16 protein-coding genes are annotated in these 15,037 nt (G+C 52.0%); 4 read left to right on the top strand and 12 right to left on the bottom strand.

What is annotated here, in order from left to right; genetic code table 11:
- Positions 1 to 18: 18 nt before the first annotated feature.
- The 4 genes from MRBBS_RS07745 to MRBBS_RS07760 form a co-directional block, all read right to left on the bottom strand.
- Positions 19 to 1,758: an aminotransferase class III-fold pyridoxal phosphate-dependent enzyme gene (locus MRBBS_RS07745; protein ID WP_014870906.1), complete on the bottom strand. Its 1,740-nt coding sequence runs from the start codon at positions 1,756 to 1,758 to the stop codon at positions 19 to 21.
- 153 nt (positions 1,759 to 1,911) lie between these two features.
- Positions 1,912 to 3,378, bottom strand: coding sequence for a PhnE/PtxC family ABC transporter permease (locus MRBBS_RS07750; RefSeq protein WP_014870907.1), 1,467 nt, complete (start codon positions 3,376 to 3,378; stop codon positions 1,912 to 1,914).
- A 17-nt stretch (positions 3,379 to 3,395) separates the two neighbouring features.
- On the bottom strand, positions 3,396 to 4,046 hold the full coding sequence (locus tag MRBBS_RS07755; RefSeq protein WP_014870908.1) for an ATP-binding cassette domain-containing protein: 651 nt from the start codon (positions 4,044 to 4,046) through the stop codon (positions 3,396 to 3,398).
- The gene (locus tag MRBBS_RS07760; RefSeq protein WP_187290779.1) at positions 4,046 to 4,921 is read right to left on the bottom strand and encodes a putative selenate ABC transporter substrate-binding protein; all 876 of its coding nucleotides are present in this window, start codon (positions 4,919 to 4,921) and stop codon (positions 4,046 to 4,048) included. Before MRBBS_RS07760 ends, MRBBS_RS07755 begins: the two co-directional genes overlap by 1 nt.
- A 293-nt stretch (positions 4,922 to 5,214) precedes the next feature.
- Between MRBBS_RS07760 and MRBBS_RS07765 the strand changes: the two genes are divergently transcribed.
- The 3 genes from MRBBS_RS07765 (at position 5,215) to MRBBS_RS07775 (ending at position 7,975) form a co-directional block, all read left to right on the top strand.
- Complete coding sequence (locus tag MRBBS_RS07765) at positions 5,215 to 5,436, top strand: PEGA domain-containing protein (RefSeq protein WP_041635156.1); 222 nt, start codon at positions 5,215 to 5,217, stop codon at positions 5,434 to 5,436.
- Positions 5,433 to 6,902, top strand: coding sequence for a patatin-like phospholipase family protein (locus MRBBS_RS07770; RefSeq protein ID WP_014870911.1), 1,470 nt, complete (start codon positions 5,433 to 5,435; stop codon positions 6,900 to 6,902). The genes MRBBS_RS07765 and MRBBS_RS07770 overlap by 4 nt, the downstream gene beginning before the upstream one ends.
- Before the next feature lie 263 nt (positions 6,903 to 7,165).
- Positions 7,166 to 7,975, top strand: coding sequence for an SDR family oxidoreductase (locus MRBBS_RS07775; protein WP_014870912.1), 810 nt, complete (start codon positions 7,166 to 7,168; stop codon positions 7,973 to 7,975).
- 124 nt (positions 7,976 to 8,099) lie between these two features.
- Here the strand turns inward: MRBBS_RS07775 and MRBBS_RS07780 are convergent, their stop codons facing one another.
- Positions 8,100 to 8,369, bottom strand: coding sequence for a hypothetical protein (locus MRBBS_RS07780; RefSeq protein WP_014870913.1), 270 nt, complete (start codon positions 8,367 to 8,369; stop codon positions 8,100 to 8,102).
- A gap of 374 nt (positions 8,370 to 8,743) precedes the next feature.
- Here MRBBS_RS07780 and MRBBS_RS07785 point away from each other — a divergent pair, with 374 nt between their 5' ends.
- Positions 8,744 to 9,739 carry a pentapeptide repeat-containing protein gene (locus MRBBS_RS07785; RefSeq protein WP_050996608.1) on the top strand — a complete coding sequence of 332 codons (996 nt, stop codon included), beginning with the start codon at positions 8,744 to 8,746 and terminating at the stop codon, positions 9,737 to 9,739.
- A 156-nt stretch (positions 9,740 to 9,895) separates the two neighbouring features.
- Here the strand turns inward: MRBBS_RS07785 and MRBBS_RS07790 are convergent, their stop codons facing one another.
- The 7 genes from MRBBS_RS07790 to MRBBS_RS07825 form a co-directional block, all read right to left on the bottom strand.
- Positions 9,896 to 10,543: a glutathione S-transferase gene (locus MRBBS_RS07790; RefSeq protein WP_041635158.1), complete on the bottom strand. Its 648-nt coding sequence runs from the start codon at positions 10,541 to 10,543 to the stop codon at positions 9,896 to 9,898.
- Between the two features lie 334 nt (positions 10,544 to 10,877).
- On the bottom strand, positions 10,878 to 11,801 hold the full coding sequence (locus tag MRBBS_RS07800; protein ID WP_014870916.1) for a M14 family metallocarboxypeptidase: 924 nt from the start codon (positions 11,799 to 11,801) through the stop codon (positions 10,878 to 10,880).
- 136 nt (positions 11,802 to 11,937) lie between these two features.
- A complete protein-coding gene (locus MRBBS_RS07805) occupies positions 11,938 to 12,231 on the bottom strand; it encodes a HigA family addiction module antitoxin (RefSeq protein ID WP_041635160.1) in 294 nt (97 codons plus the stop codon).
- Positions 12,231 to 12,497, bottom strand: coding sequence for a type II toxin-antitoxin system RelE/ParE family toxin (locus MRBBS_RS07810; RefSeq protein WP_041635161.1), 267 nt, complete (start codon positions 12,495 to 12,497; stop codon positions 12,231 to 12,233). Before MRBBS_RS07810 ends, MRBBS_RS07805 begins: the two co-directional genes overlap by 1 nt.
- Before the next feature lie 82 nt (positions 12,498 to 12,579).
- Positions 12,580 to 13,128: a hypothetical protein gene (locus tag MRBBS_RS07815; RefSeq protein WP_014870918.1), complete on the bottom strand. Its 549-nt coding sequence runs from the start codon at positions 13,126 to 13,128 to the stop codon at positions 12,580 to 12,582.
- A gap of 91 nt (positions 13,129 to 13,219) precedes the next feature.
- A complete protein-coding gene (locus MRBBS_RS07820) occupies positions 13,220 to 13,651 on the bottom strand; it encodes a hypothetical protein (protein WP_144012695.1) in 432 nt (143 codons plus the stop codon).
- Between the two features lie 216 nt (positions 13,652 to 13,867).
- Positions 13,868 to 14,914, bottom strand: coding sequence for a DUF262 domain-containing protein (locus MRBBS_RS07825; protein ID WP_014870921.1), 1,047 nt, complete (start codon positions 14,912 to 14,914; stop codon positions 13,868 to 13,870).
- Positions 14,915 to 15,037 lie beyond the last annotated feature (123 nt).

Genomic DNA, 15,037 nt, shown 5'->3' on the forward strand with positions numbered 1-15,037 from the left:
AGTATTGGTCCTGGTTCGTCATCGGGCCGGAACCGGGCCTTTCACCCGATCTTTGGCCGACTTTTCACGAGATGTTGCCAGCGGGCCAGACAGCCTGCCGGCAAGAAACGGGAATCGGGCTGTCAGCACGTCAACCAGAAACTGTCGCTTGATCGCTTTATTGGTCAGCTCCGGGCTTTGCCACCACCAGCCATCTGACTGCATTTGATGGGCGGCGCTGACAAACCGTTCAATCACTTGGTTGAAGTCGTCATCGGTAAAGCGGTAAGTCATGATCAGCCGCCCGGTACCGGTCCAGCTCAGCTCAAGGCCGGCCTGTCGCAGGTAGAATTGAAACATCCAGTTGTAACGGCCAGGCAGGGTGTAAAGCACCGATAAAATTGAATGGATGTTGGTGATTTGCAGAGGCAACCCCTCGCTTTCAAGGCGCTGATTGAATTGGGCCACCCGGGTGTTCCACAGGCTTTCAGAATCCAGGTATTGCTGCTGGATATCGGACTGCCCGATACGGTTCAGGAACACATTCATCGCACCCATCACATAGGGGTGGGAGTTGAACGTGCCGCGGGCAAAGGAGACATTGACCGGCTGGTTGTCTTTGAAGCGCTGCATCAGCTTCTGAGTTCCCGCCAGCACGCCGACAGGGAGACCGCCGCCCAGGGTTTTGCCGTACGTCACCAGGTCCGCCTGTACGCCGTAAAACTCCTGGGCGCCGCGATAGGCCAGTCGGAAGCCGGTAAAAACCTCGTCAAAAATCAGCACAATGCCGCGTTCAGTGCACACATTCCGAATTCGGGTGAGCCATTCGCTATAGCGCTGTTTGTCGAAGCCGTTGCTGCGGTCGCTGGCGATGAGCGCGGTGTCAGAGGGTGCGTCACCGTTGGGGTGGAAAGCCTGCAGCGGGTTTATCAGCACACAGGCGATGTCGCTGCGGGTGCGCAGTACGTGCAGGGTCTTTTCGCTCAGGTCTGCCAGAGTGTAAACATCCCGGGCTTTGCGGGTGTTGCCTATGCCCGGCTGAACGCCGTCCCACCAGCCGTGGTAGGCGCCGCAGAAACGCACAAGATGGGTCTTGCCAGTGTGGTAGCGCGCCAGCCGCACCGCCTGCATGACGGCTTCAGTGCCGGACATGTGAAACGACACCTCGTCCAGCCCGGACACCTGGCGGATGATATTCACGTTTTCAGCAATCAGTGGGTGATACGAGCCCAGCACCGGCCCGAGGGCTTTGGTTTGCGCGATGCCCTCATCCATGCACTGTTTGTAGAAGTCGTAGCCGAAGACGTTGACGCCGTAAGAACCCGACAGGTCATAGCGCCAGTTGCCGTCTAGATCCCGAACCTGGGAGCCACGGGTTTCATCGGCCATGGAGCCAAGCAGGAAGCAGTCTGGAAGTTGCCGGTTGTAGGGAAAGGGCACCCGGTAGCGGCTGGTAAAACGCACATCCGAAACGCTGTTCTGAATAGCGCGGCAGTGCGCCAGGGTTTCGGCGCACTGTTGCTCGGCATTGGCCTGAAGCCCCCGCATGGCCTTTCGGCGCTGTTGCTGCACCACTGGCGGCGCACCGTCACTGGCGAAAAAGTCGTGCTCGCTGTAGCTGAAAAATGGAATCAGACGAGCAATGCGCCGAGACAGGTTACTGTGCCCCTGGAGCGAGGGATGTTTCGCCCGTGAAAGTTGAAACCTGGCCGCAAGCCTGTAAATAAGGTAAGGACTGGCCATGGCCGCGACGGCGTAAAAAACAAAGGTAGACGTCATACACTCTATTCCTGCTGGATTACGCTAAAACTAGCAGGCGAAGGTGAACGCTTTATGTCAGTTTTCCGACAGTTAGATGACAGGGCTGAATATCGCGGAGATAGTCTGGATCAGAAATGAATGTGGTAGTTGATGACCTCCATCGAATATCGTTCAGCAGGTCGGCATGGTTTGCAGGGCAAGTTTACGCCGGATATAACGCCCGAGAGTATCAATGCCAATGTTGAGCAGCGCCGTTATCAGAATCAGCACCATGGCACGATCAAAGCGGATGTTCTGAATAGCGCTGTCTACATAGAAGCCAAGGGTGTAAATGCCAAGAATCCCCAGTATGGCTGTCTCCCGCATGATGATTTCCCAGCGATAGAACAGAAACGCGAGAAATGAGCGATATACGCGGGGTACCAGCTCCCAGCTATAACGGTTGAAGCCCTTTGCCGCGTCTGGGCGGAGTTTGATGGCATTGGTTTGCCGGCCAATCAGGTGCCCAATAATCCCGCCGTTGTGCAGCGCTAACGCAACCACCGCAGGCAGCATTGAAGGCCCCCAGAGTTGCAGCAGAATGTACGCCAGAATGTACTCAGGCGTAGATCGCACGATCACCAGAACCACATGCCCGGCAGTGCGCCGTATCGGCCCGCCAAAGTGGTTTGATATCAAGGGAAATGCCAGTAACGAGAGAATCCCTGTCGCTACAAGCGCGATCTGAGTGAGCACAAGGGTGTTCCAGATGCCTGGCATCGCCTCGTTGATCATCAAATCACTTAGCCAAGGCGTTAGCCCCGTTAAACCTTCTCCGTTGCGCAATGGCGCGGGTACGATGTCTTCGGTGAAAAAGCGCTGCACATTGCCCCAGACAATGGGCAATCCTTCACCCAGAAAAAAGGGAGCGCCAAGAACGTAGACCGGCAGAAGCTTTGGCCTTACCCAGAGTGGCATGGTGGCAATTAACACATAGAACAGAATCAGCATCGCGCCAGCGTCGGAATAAAGCCCTTGGGAGAACGATGCTTCAAGGTAAAAGCCAAGCGTGGGCAGGCCAACGAAGCCAAGAATGGCACTGGAGCGAAGGCCGCATTCCAGTCTGTAGGCGGTGTAGGTGCGCATTTTTGCCCAGCAATCGGGAATGCGGGCATAAAGGAACGCCGAAATATTGCCAGTGCCGGGCGGCAGCACGCGGCCGGATTCCGGGTTGGCCTCTTCCAGGATTTCTGAATAGACCTTGGCGAAAATCCCCGCGTAGGGAATGGCGATGGCTAACACGCCCGTGAGTGGGTGAAAACCAAAGAACTGCAGAAAAATCAACGCCCAGAAAAGCTCGTGAATGGCGCGGATGAAGGCGCAAAAAATCCGCACCGGCAGGGATCGGTAAGCCAATGCCATCAGGAAGCCTGCGGCACTGCCAAGCGCAACCCCGACAAAGGCAAAGGCGACTGTTCTCAACAGTGCGGTCATCAACCCTTCAGTGCTGAAAAAGTTGGGCGTTGCGATGCCAAACAGGAAATTACCGAGATCCCGCCAGGGGTTGGAGGAGGTCACCGCGATGTCTGCAAACAGCAACCCAACCAACGCGATGGCAAGGAAAATCAGGCTGACACGCACCGTTGGAGAAGAGGGCATAGAACGGGCCGCGTTACCTAGTAAAGAGATACAATGTCTGCCGCTGCAAGGTGTTCGCTGGGTTGGTCCAAGGCGACCTGGCCATCCTGAATGCCAACGATTCGAGTACAGTAATTCAGTGCCAGGTCCACATCGTGCAGCGCAATAACACTGGTGGTGAAGCGATCACGCAGTTGCATCATGACCGAGCTCGCCATGGGGCCATCGAGTGCAGAAACCGGCTCGTCGGCCAACAGCACGGCTGCGTTACGGTACAGCGATCGCGCGATAGCAACACGCTGGCGCTGCCCACCGGACAGAGAGGCTGCGGGTGCCCATAGCTTTTCGGTGATACCCAGTGACTGCAATAAGGACAGCACGTCAGCTTTGTCTTTGGCGAACGGGCGGGCAAGCGTGAGGGTGTTGTACCACGTGGGGTGTTTATCGAGCTGGCCCATAAAGACGTTATGAAACACCGAAAGGGCGTTTACCAGGCCAAGATCCTGAGGAATCAGAGACGAATCCCGGTTAATCCGTTCGTAAATCAGGCGAATCAAGGTGGATTTTCCCGCACCACTTTTACCCACCAGCGCGATTTTATCGCCCGGATTAACCGTTAGCGACAACGGGCCTATAACCCGCTTGCCGCTGAATGATGCGGTAAGGTCCGTAAGGTCAAAACCTGTCATTAATCGAGAATCCCGATTTCTTGAGCTGTTTTACGAATCGGCTCATAGTCGGCGTTGGAAGCAGGAATAAACCCTGAGCGCGGGAAGCTTGCCAGCAGTTCCGGGTTATCAAGGTTCAGCAGCGCCTCGGTAACGCGCTGCTTGAAGCCATCACCAAAACGCTCGTCCACATCGCCACGAATCGTCCACTGATAATCCGGGTAGTGGGGCGTTTTCCAGATCACCTGAACGGCATCGGTGTCTATGTTTCCATCACTCAGTTCTTTCTCCCAAACCTGAAAGTTCAGCGCGCCTAAATCGTAAGTGCCGGCTTCAACCAGGCGAAGGGTGCGCGTATGGTTGCCGCTGAAGCCAACGCGCGAAAAAAAGTCATCAGGCTTTGCACCAAAGGTATCGCGCACATAGAACTCAGGCATGAGCCGGCCAGATGTCGAGCCTTTGGAACCGAAGGTAAAGGTTTTACCTTGCAACGGATCTTTGAGCGCTGAAAGCTCCGCGGCGGGTTCTATACCCGTGTTGGTATTGGCAATAAAATAAGTTTCGAAGGCTTCGTCTTCAACCCCTTGGGCAATGGCTTCAGAGCCCGGAACCAACCTGCGTGCGTGCACACCGGAAAGACCGCCAAACCACGCCAGCTGAACCTGATTGTTACGGAACGCTGAAACGGCAGCCGCGTAGGACTTCACGGGAACATACCGTACATCAACATTCAGTCGCTCAGAGAGGTAGTCCGCGACACCGCGAAAACGCTCAACAAGTTTGGTTTCGTCTTCATCCGGAATTGCCGTGAATACCAAGGTCTCAGCCGATGCAGCAGCAGCGGTGAAACAGAAAAAACAGGAAAGCATCAACTTCCGTATTACATGCTTAGCCATGTGAAATCCTTGATCGTCTAACGAATTGATAAATCAGAAAGGCCGTGCGGGCGCACAAGTGGGCTGCAGGATACTCTGATTCCGATCAATCTTGAACTCTACCAACGCAAAGACGGGATGATGTGGTCTTCTCGTTTTCTTGTGCTGCTCTATTGAAGGAACTATAAACATAATAACGTTGCACGCCGATAGACGGCGGGCTGAGTTCTACGTTTATGCCGAGCTCAGCTCAGCTTTAGACCACTTGCCATCAGTCAACCGCTAGCGGCAGAAGCAAGGAAGGGGGCGAGGTTATGTCAAAAGAATATTTGGTCGCATTATTTCCACGCAGGCGTCGTGTGCTGATCAATGGTCAGTTTATGGGGAACACCAACACCAAACTTGAGCTCGAAAGCGGTGTGTATGAGGTGACCCTTGGCCCCCCACTCAATTTCTCTCCTGAAAAATTCGAAATTGATTTGCGCAACACATCGTCCCTTATGCCGTTGATGATCGAGTTCACGGAGGCCAAATGATGAGTCGGCATGCCATACGACTGGCCATCGCCATCTTGGCTTTTATCCTACTCCCGGGCTGCGCTCACTATCTCGTCAACGATCGAAGCCAAAACTTTGATGCAGAGTCAGGCTATCGATTTGATGCCCTTAATCGCAGCGAACTTAATAGCGATTCCCTTTTTGTCTGCCTCATGTTCTCCGGCGGCGGTACGCGTGCGGCTGCTTTATCCTATGGCATTATGGAATCTCTGAGCGATACGGTTATTCGTGTCGATGGCCAGGATAAGCGCCTTTTGGATGAAGTGGACTGTATCTCTTCGGTATCGGGTGGTTCTTTCACGGCCGCTTATTACGGGTTGTTTCGGGAACGGCTGTTTGAAGACTTCGAGAGCCGTTTTCTGGAGCGCGATGTTCAGGGCGCATTGGCCGGCCGGCTGTTTAATCCTGTGAACTGGGCGCGACTGGCGTCGCCGTATTTCAGCAGGATAGACATGGCCGCAGAGTTGTACGATAGAGACCTCTTCGATTCGGCGACATTTGAACAACTGCAACGTAACGGGCGACCCTTTGTTATTCTCAACGCCACCAATTTGGGAGTTGACCGGCGCTTTGACTTTACCCAAGAGTATTTCGACGCCCTTGGTTCGCGGCTGGATTCATACCCGGTCTCTAGCGCTGTGGCGGCCTCTTCCGCTTTCCCCTTTCTTTTGACCCCCATCAGCCTGAAAAATTATCCGTTGGCCGAAGGCTACAACGCCCCCTGGTGGTACAAGGGCGCAATCAGGCCCGCTAGCTGGACCAGTGAACGTTACAATGCTGCGAAAAACCTGAGCGTTTATCTGGATAAGGAGAATCGCTATATCCACCTGATGGATGGCGGTTTATCGGATAACATCGGCGCAAGATCTGTTTTGAATGCCTTTGATCGCGGCTTTATCCGAACTCGCATTAACGAGGGCGCCATCAGGCAGCTGGTGTTGATCGTGGTTAACGCGCGCACCCAAAGTGAAGATCAGCTCAGCCGCAGCGAGAAACCGCCGGGATTCTTCACCGTGGCAGCGAAAGCCGGCACGGTGGCTATGGATAATTACAGTTATGACAGCGTGACCAAACTACGCGAGGCCCTTTATACCCGCGTGCAGACCCAAATGAACGACCAGGCCTGCGCGGCGTTGCTGTCTACACAGTGTCCTAATGCCCCCAAACCTATTGCGTTTGCAGCCGATATCGATCCGTATGTGATCGAGATTAATTTCGAGCAGGCCAGTCAAATCCCCGGCGAGAAACCTCGCTATTATCTGGATATGCCGACCTCTTTCACACTGAGCAAGGAGCAGGTCAAAAAGCTTGTCGCCATCGGGCCGAAGCTGCTGAAGGCAGCGCCTCAATACCAATGCATGATCAAAGTGCTGGCGGCCGAAGCGGAGAGCAAGCCTCGCCCGGAGGAATGCCCGGTGGGCGCGGGAATTTACACTAATGACTGAGGCGAACCCAAAATACTTCACATTTGAGGATCGGATTGCTACCTCCGGAATCCGCTTGCTGGCCCGATTTTCAGGTTGCTTCATCCAATTTTCAGGGAAGACACACCCTCCAGTCGGCCCCTATATATTCTGCTTGAACTCCACACAAAAGGATGGATACTCGATCGAGTAATCTTTTGCCACTGCTTGGCCTGACTTACATGAAAGTGTCTCTACCGCCAGTCAGTGTGCAGTTTAAAAGCCGCACAAAGGAGCAAGCCGATATGTTTGACCCGACAACGTTAAAAGATAAGGTGGTATTTATTGCTGGCGGAACCAGCGGCATCAATCTGGGTATAGCCAAAGGCATGGCGGCCGTTGGTGCGAAGGTGGCCGTACTTGGCCGAAACGCAGATAAAGCCGCAGCGGCAGCTCAAGAGATTTCTGAAAGTGTTAAAAGCAGCAATGGACACAGTGCGATTGCGCTAACGGCTGACGTTAGAGACCCCGAACAGGTGGCGAGCGCTTTACAGGCCTGTGTTGCGCAACTTGGCAAGATTGACTGTTTGATTTCCGGTGCGGCCGGTAACTTCCCGGCACCTGCCTTGGGGATCTCGCCGAAAGGCTTTAAGACCGTTATCGATATTGACCTTATTGGCACATATAACGTATTCCATTTAGGCTTTCAGCACCTTAACAAAGGTGCCTCCTTAATCGCGATCAGTGCTCCACAAGCCGTGTCTGCAATGCCTTTCCAGGTTCATGTTTGCGCAGCCAAAGCGGGCATCAATATGATGATTAAATGCCTGGCAGTGGAATGGGGTGCGTCTGGCATTACGGTCAACGGCATTTCACCAGGGCCAATCAGCGGCACCGAAGGCGCCGAGCGTTTAGCGCCCACCCCCGAAACGAAAGCAATAATGGCCAAGAAAATTGCCAGTAAACGATTTGGTGAAGCCAAAGAAATAGCCGACGCCGCGATTTTTCTTGCCAGTGATATGGGCCACTATATGAACGGGACGATTATGACGGTAGACGGTGGCACCGAACTGGGCGATGCCAGCATGGATTGCCTTAGCGTTCCATCTCGCTAGCGCAACGTTGTGCGACGCTTCGTAATTGGCGGGGCAAAATGCGAGACCAGGCCCCGAAGTTCTGGTCAGTCAGCTAACGCTGACGGCCTTGAGTCCGCCTTGCCAGGCTCAAGGCCGACAGCCGTTAGCGTTTGCCGAGTTTGCCCAGTTCACGTCCCAGCAGGCTAACCATCTTATGAGCGGTGCCGGTTACCGCTTGCTCAACCGTGAGTGCCAAGTTACTCACCGACACCGGGTCACGACCCGCAAGCCGAGCCTCTAGCAAACATCGCTTGTCAGTCATGCCCGACTTCGAGGCGCTGTTCTCGTCGCTAAGGTGTACTTCCAGCCTGGTGATTTGACCCGCGAAGCGCGCGAGAACGTGGTCAAGAATTTTTTTGACACTCTGAGTCATAGCCTCGTTTCCGGAAATATTCTTGTCTGTATTTATTTGGATATGCATATAGATTTTCTCCAGTAATGTTGGGTGTTTCAGGCATGACGCGAGTCACAAAAAGCGGCGACTATAGAATGGGACCAAAGGGGCCTTGGAAAGTTCGCCTAGCGGCCACCGGCGTGCTGGCTGAAAGACTTGGGTAAGGTGGTGAAGAGCGGGACGGGATCGCACGACAATGCTTGAAACGAGGCATACCGACGGTTCCCTGTCTGTTTGCTCAATACTCCAAAACTGGCCTGGTTTGGGGTTTACTTCGGCTATAGTCAATGTGTCCCCAACACAAACATCAAAAAATTGGCGACTCAAGTCAGTTAACCAAAGGCACCGCTTCTATGATATTTACTGCAGGCGTTAAACGCACCAGTCTACTTGCAGCAGCATTGATGCTCTCGCTCGCCGCAACAACACCTGCAAACGCAGCCTGCTCAGACTCAGCCGCACTGGGCGTTGACTGGGAAGGGTGCGAACTGAAGAGCGCTTATCTGATCGGCGAGAACCTGACCGGTGCGAACCTGAAAAACGCGAAACTGAGTTACGTGAACCTGACCGGTGCGAATTTGACCAGCGTGAACCTGACCAGCGCAGAACTGGGTGGAGCGAATCTGCTCGACGTAGACCTGACAAATGCGAACCTGACCAGTGCGAACCTGAGAGCGGCGAATCTGAGCAATGCGGACCTGACCAACGCGAACCTGACCAACACGCAGCTGGGCGGGGCGTTCCTGACACAAGTGAACTTGAGCGGTGCGAACCTGACTGACGCGAACCTGAACCGCACGACCATGCAAAAGTCGAGCTTGAGAGACGCGGAGCTGAGAGGCGCGAACCTGAGATTCGCCGACTTGGAAGGTGCGAACCTGATTTCTGCGGACATGAGTTACGCGGACATGACCAGCGTGAACCTGATCAAAGCAAACCTGCACAACGCGAACCTGAGCAACGCGTACCTGAGCGGCGCGAAAATGCAATACGTGGGCATGGGCAGCGCAAACCTGGTTCGCGCAGACATGAGAGACGTTAATCTGAACTTGGCTAGCCTGTCCCACTCGGACATGGACAGCGTGAACCTGACCAACTCTAAACTGAGAGGCACGAACCTGACCGAAGTGAACCTGCAAAACGCGATCCTGAGCGGCGCGGACCTGAGTGGCGCGAACCTGAGCGGCGCATATCTGTTTGGCGCTGACCTGACCGGCGCGAACCTGACCGGCGTGGACTTGAGAGGCGCAGACCTGGCGACCGCGAACCTGAACGGTACGAACCTGGGCGGTGCACTCTGGGTTAACGGTATGCAATGCGCCAAGGTGTCCATCGGTGGATGTAAGTAGTCTTGATTTGGCTCAGGGCAGGGCGGAAAGAACGATAGCCTCGTTCCGCAAGGAAGTCATATCAGAGTAGCGTTTTAAGGGATTTGTTGAGGGTCGGCGTGGACTGGTCGATATGTCGCTCAGCCGATCCGGCCCTAAATTCGCCTCTTTGCCGTGTTAAGAAGGGAAAACCACAACGTCATCTCCCTCTTGCCATGGCGGAAACTTGGTCATGGCTTGCAGAAAGAATGAGTGCTCCAGCCAGTGTTGTAACCACAGATGCAGGTTCGGGTAAGGTAGGCGGTAAAAAACATCGCGATCCACATGGGCGAATTGGCGAACAAAAGGCACGATACCAATATCGGCAATGGTCGGGTTATCCCCCAGTAGGTAAACGTTTTTAGTCAGCAAATCCTCTAAAACCTGTAAAAAAGCCTCGCTCCGTTGCCGATACTCTGACTGGGTCATTTCCAGATATCGGTCGGCGTATTTATAGCGATCCAACCAATGTTTAAAGTCGTTGTCGTTTTGCTCAATCAGAGCATTAGCCTGATCCAAAACCGTTGTATTTAAAAGCCCTTGTGGATCTTGCTGCCGAAGCGCCCACACCATTATTTCCCGGCTCTCTTCAACCACGGTGCCATCCAAAAGCTGTAAAACAGGCACCGTGCCTTTCGGGCTAATCGCCAGCATCTGGTCCGGTTTGTTTCTCAACATTATCTCCCGCAGCTCCACCTGCAAATCAGCAAACAAGAGGCCGAGACGGGCGCGCATGGCATAGGGACAGCGACGAAAAGAGTACAGGCGGTGAAGTGAGGACGTCATGGGTCTTTTTTCGCAGTTGAATCGAAATCAGCGGACTTGGCTTTTTTAATCAACGCAACCAAGTCTGGCGCGATTGGCATTTTCCTAAACGGACGGATATTAATTGCCCTTACGTCTAGAGCTTGGTTTAAAAAGTTTAAACCAAGCGATTAAGCCCGCTATAGACCCGAGTCCCAGAAAAATGAAAAATTCTTCGACGTTAAAGTCGCCAACTTCATACATTAGCCCCAGGAAAACGAGAAGAAATGTCCCAATGGTGCCGAAAACCCTTAAAATCATATGTTAATCCTTTAATTTTTGATCGCCTCCGCTCTCTGCCTGAGCATGTGCCTGATTACTGGTGCGCCAGCGCGTAGTCGATAGCCGCACACACTGCGGCAGCCTGTGCAGCATTGCATTGCTCGGGCGTTGTACGGGGGCTGTCGGGATAGACCTCAGTGGTGGTCTTGTATGGGGCGCTGGTGATACTGGCGCACAGGCCCAGCTGCTTGAGCGGATACTGGATAACACCCCGAGCGACCACCGGTGAGCCGATGAGCTCGCCGCTGTCATCGGCCGGAGCAATATGAGTGACTTGCTCCACCGCCTTGATCACCGCCTGTTGAAACTCAGGCTGCGGGTTCTCGCTGTCATCAACCAGATAGAAGCCATCGGGAATCCCAGCCGGCTCGAACGGCTTGCCGTCGCGGGCCGCCAGCGCGGGACGAAACTCGGTTTCGTCGGTATCGGTGGTTTCGTGCAGGTCGATATGCATCAGTACCTTATCGCGAACGGGCGCCACCAGTCGCATCAGCGCCGCCGACTCCTCAGCCGGACTGCCATGGCGGAACGAGCGGTTCGGGTCGACCGCGTTCGGGTTCCAACGATGAATGCGCTCGTAAGCCCAAGGGCTAACACAGGGCACAACCAGCAAGTTGACGCGGCCCGCGTAACCCGCCGCATGCTGATCGACAAACTGCAGCGCACCTTGTACACCGCTGGTTTCATAGCCGTGTACTCCGCCCGTTATCAGCACGACGGGCAGATCGTCACGCCAGTCGCGACTCCGGATCGCCATCAGCGGATAGCTTTCGGAGCTATAGTCCAGACGGCCATACTGTTCCACGTCGAAGCGCGGGCGCAGGCGCTCGGTCACACTCAACACCTCAGACTTGTAGCTGCGTTGCCGGGGCTGTCGTGACAACCACTCGGCGCGTTCCACGTCGCCCCAAGGAGCGCCGGGCGTACCGATTGGATAAGGTGCGGTAGCTGTGCTCATATCGTTCTTCTCCAGTGATGGCCAATGCTGGCGTAAACCCTTCAAGACTGCTGTGGTGGTGCAATTAGTTGTACCACTCCAGTTTAGGGGTTGCGACGAAGGAGCAACGACTAAACCGTCGCTCTGCCTGCACTGGTTAAGCTGCTTCGAAGTCCAAGGGATGAATACCATCCAGATTGACCGTGCTACGGGCTACCCATAGATCATACATATCTTGCATAGCCAACCAGCTCTCAGGAGTGCGCCCGAGAACCTTAGATAGCCGCAAAGACATCTCCGGGCTGATACCACTATCCCCTATGAGCAAGCGAGACAACGTAGAAGGGGAAACGCCCAAACTGGAAGCAAGCTGACGGGAACTGATGCCGAAAGGCTCCAGATACACCTCCCGAATGAACTCACCAGGATGTGGCGGGTTATGCACAGTCATTAGTGGTAATCCTCATAATCAAGAATGTAGGCGTTGCTGTCCTGAAATTCGAACGTCATACACCAATTTCCGTTAACCCAAATCGACCACCGCCCTTGGTCTGTTCCCTTCAATGAGTGAAGCCGAAAACCAGGGATGTTTATGTCTTCTACCGAAATGGCGGTATTCAGAGCAGCGCGCTGCATACGCAGCTTCTTGGCGTGATCAGACTGTATGCCAGACGAGTAGAACCGTTTCAGTCCTTTGTGACGGAATGATCTAATCATGAGGGAGTTCTAGCGTGTAGCGCACCACGCAACAAGAAAGCATAACGCATTAATCAGCCGCTGCGTCAGCAGTCGCCTGCATTTAATTGTTATGTTCTGGGGAGACCAAAGACTCAATCATCTGATCATAGGCACGTTGGCGTATCTGAACGGCCAGCATCACCGAGCTAAAGATCACGAGCAAAAATCCCGCTACTGAAAAGGCCCCCTCACTCATTCCCATTACAGCTAATGACACGAGCAGTAAGCCGCCAAAAACGAAAATAGAAAAATGCGTGAACCAACAATCTATATAGCGAAATACCTTATTCCGACCTACGTTGGTGTACTGAAACGTACCATTTTTAAAGGAGACAATCCCTGGAGTTTTCTTAAGCGCGTATATTATTTTTGAACAACCATCATGTTTGACTAATTCGGCCACATCACTGTAGTTCATCCTAAGGCCATGTATAAGCCTGAAAAGCTCGGTGGTGGAGTGTTTGCTCTCCCTATTGATCGCTTCTTCAAACTTCTCGAGGAGCTCGGCCTTCATCTTCCTAGCTTGGCCCATGTTGTAAAAAATGAGAGCCATAGTTCCTAACGAAGAAATGGCGCCAAAGACAAGTTTTGTTGCAATATCAAAGTCCATTTTCTAAATCTCAGTGAAAATAACGTTTGAGCTCAGCCGCCGGTTTGAAGCGGCAGCGGAAAACCGGTCGGCTGCAGCCCTTGGTTATATTTCATGGGGTCGCCGTCGCAAGGTCAGCAATGAGATTCATTTCATAGATCCATACATCGATTGCAAACACCCCGTTGCTATTGCAGTTCGACCAGACAACATCTGTGGCAAAGTCCAATCTTGAAAAACTATACGAAGTCGAAAGGCCGTTAAGATTTTTAATTGTTTCTACGTTTTTGTGAGCACAAGCGTTACGCGCCAATTGCATACTTTTCAGTGATGAGAAACTACCGAAACTAGAAAAAAGCGTATTTTTATTTGCCAAAGGGACACCTTGGATAATTTTTATAAATACATCCAGATCCCCCCACGTCGGCTCTTTCCTCATCTCAAAGTTCAAATGACCATTAGGAGTAACATTCCTGTTCCTAATTTTCTGGCTAGCTATATACCCTAAACGGCGCCATGAATGGTCTTCGTTGATTGCTGGCACCGAGCTTCCGTCTCGAGCTTTACAACCTCGGCATGATGAAAGGTACAAAAGTCGACAAAAACAACACCAAGACTGCCAGACATCAGACAAAAGAACCTCAGTGAGATATCGAAACTCCCAACTACTGTAATTCCCTTGAATGATCTCAGCTACTCTCTTATTGTAAGACCTGCACCTTGAATCAAAATCACTATACAACTTTTCTAAAGACACAGCTCAACTCACTAACACTTGACATAAAGTTTTAAATCTTTGAGTACGCTGAGGTGTTTTAGTTGTGCTAGAAATACACGCCTTAACATAATCTTTATAGGGGCCATTCTCATCCTGTTCTTCATGAGCGGAGGAAAGAGCCTCTAATTTAGGAATCACTTTTTCGAAATTGATAGATAGATTTTTGTTCGGTTTTACGCCAGTTAATTCTTCGCCACCAGGTATTCCATACTTACAATGAGCGTAAGCAGAGAACAAGGAGTGAATAACATAGGATTTCATCATAAACGAACCGTGAAGCGGCTTAATATCTTCAGAAAGAAACTCGAAAAAACTCGAAATTACTTTAGAATATCTTCCAGATAACTCGAATTTCTCATCATGGTTCCTATATATATCCTCAATTGTCTTGGCTGATTTCTGAATTATGCCCCTCTCCAAAACTACAGTTAAGTCTGCAATGAACTCAGAGTCTTGCATTCTCGCAAGTTGTTTTGGTGTAAATATCTCAAGCTCATCTAAAATAGGAGAGTATTTATCTGCTTGCTCGACAACGAACCACTTAAACGCGCCTTGATAGGTGGCATGACGCTTTTCAGCAGCGGTGAGGGGTGCAGTATATGCATTGATTCGACGAAACATTTCCAAAAGTTCGGGACGAGTTGCTGACAATATAATGGAAGTTTCTATCTGATAGGATATAAATTTATTTTGAACATCTTCATCAAGATCGCTATAGCGCATTCCTGAATATTTTTTGGATGCTGAGGTCAACCTAAACCTATCGTGCATAAAATCTATTATTGTGGTAAGTCGCTGTTGACCATCTACAATTTCTTTAATCGGTCTTTTGGCCTTCTCATTAAATACCTGATACAAATATATCTTGGGGAATGGATATCCTTCTAATATTGTATCTATAAAGTAAGTGCGTGCTGAATCTGGCCACAGCCCAGCGCCCCTCTGATAATTTTTATTAATTACCACTTCTTTTCTTTCAAGCTGACCAACAAGGTCTATCAAACTAATTTGACCAACATTAAGATTCATACATTCACTCTAATCCATCGATTATTTTGTTTTTTAATTATAAGCATTAAGAGAGCTGACAGCCAGCTAGGATCTCCGGTCCTGAAATATAGCGCGAAGCACAGCGGCGGCCATCGGCCGCGA

The sequence above is a fragment of the Marinobacter sp. BSs20148 genome, assembly GCF_000283275.1.
Taxonomy (GTDB): Bacteria; Pseudomonadota; Gammaproteobacteria; order Pseudomonadales; family Oleiphilaceae; genus Marinobacter; species Marinobacter psychrophilus.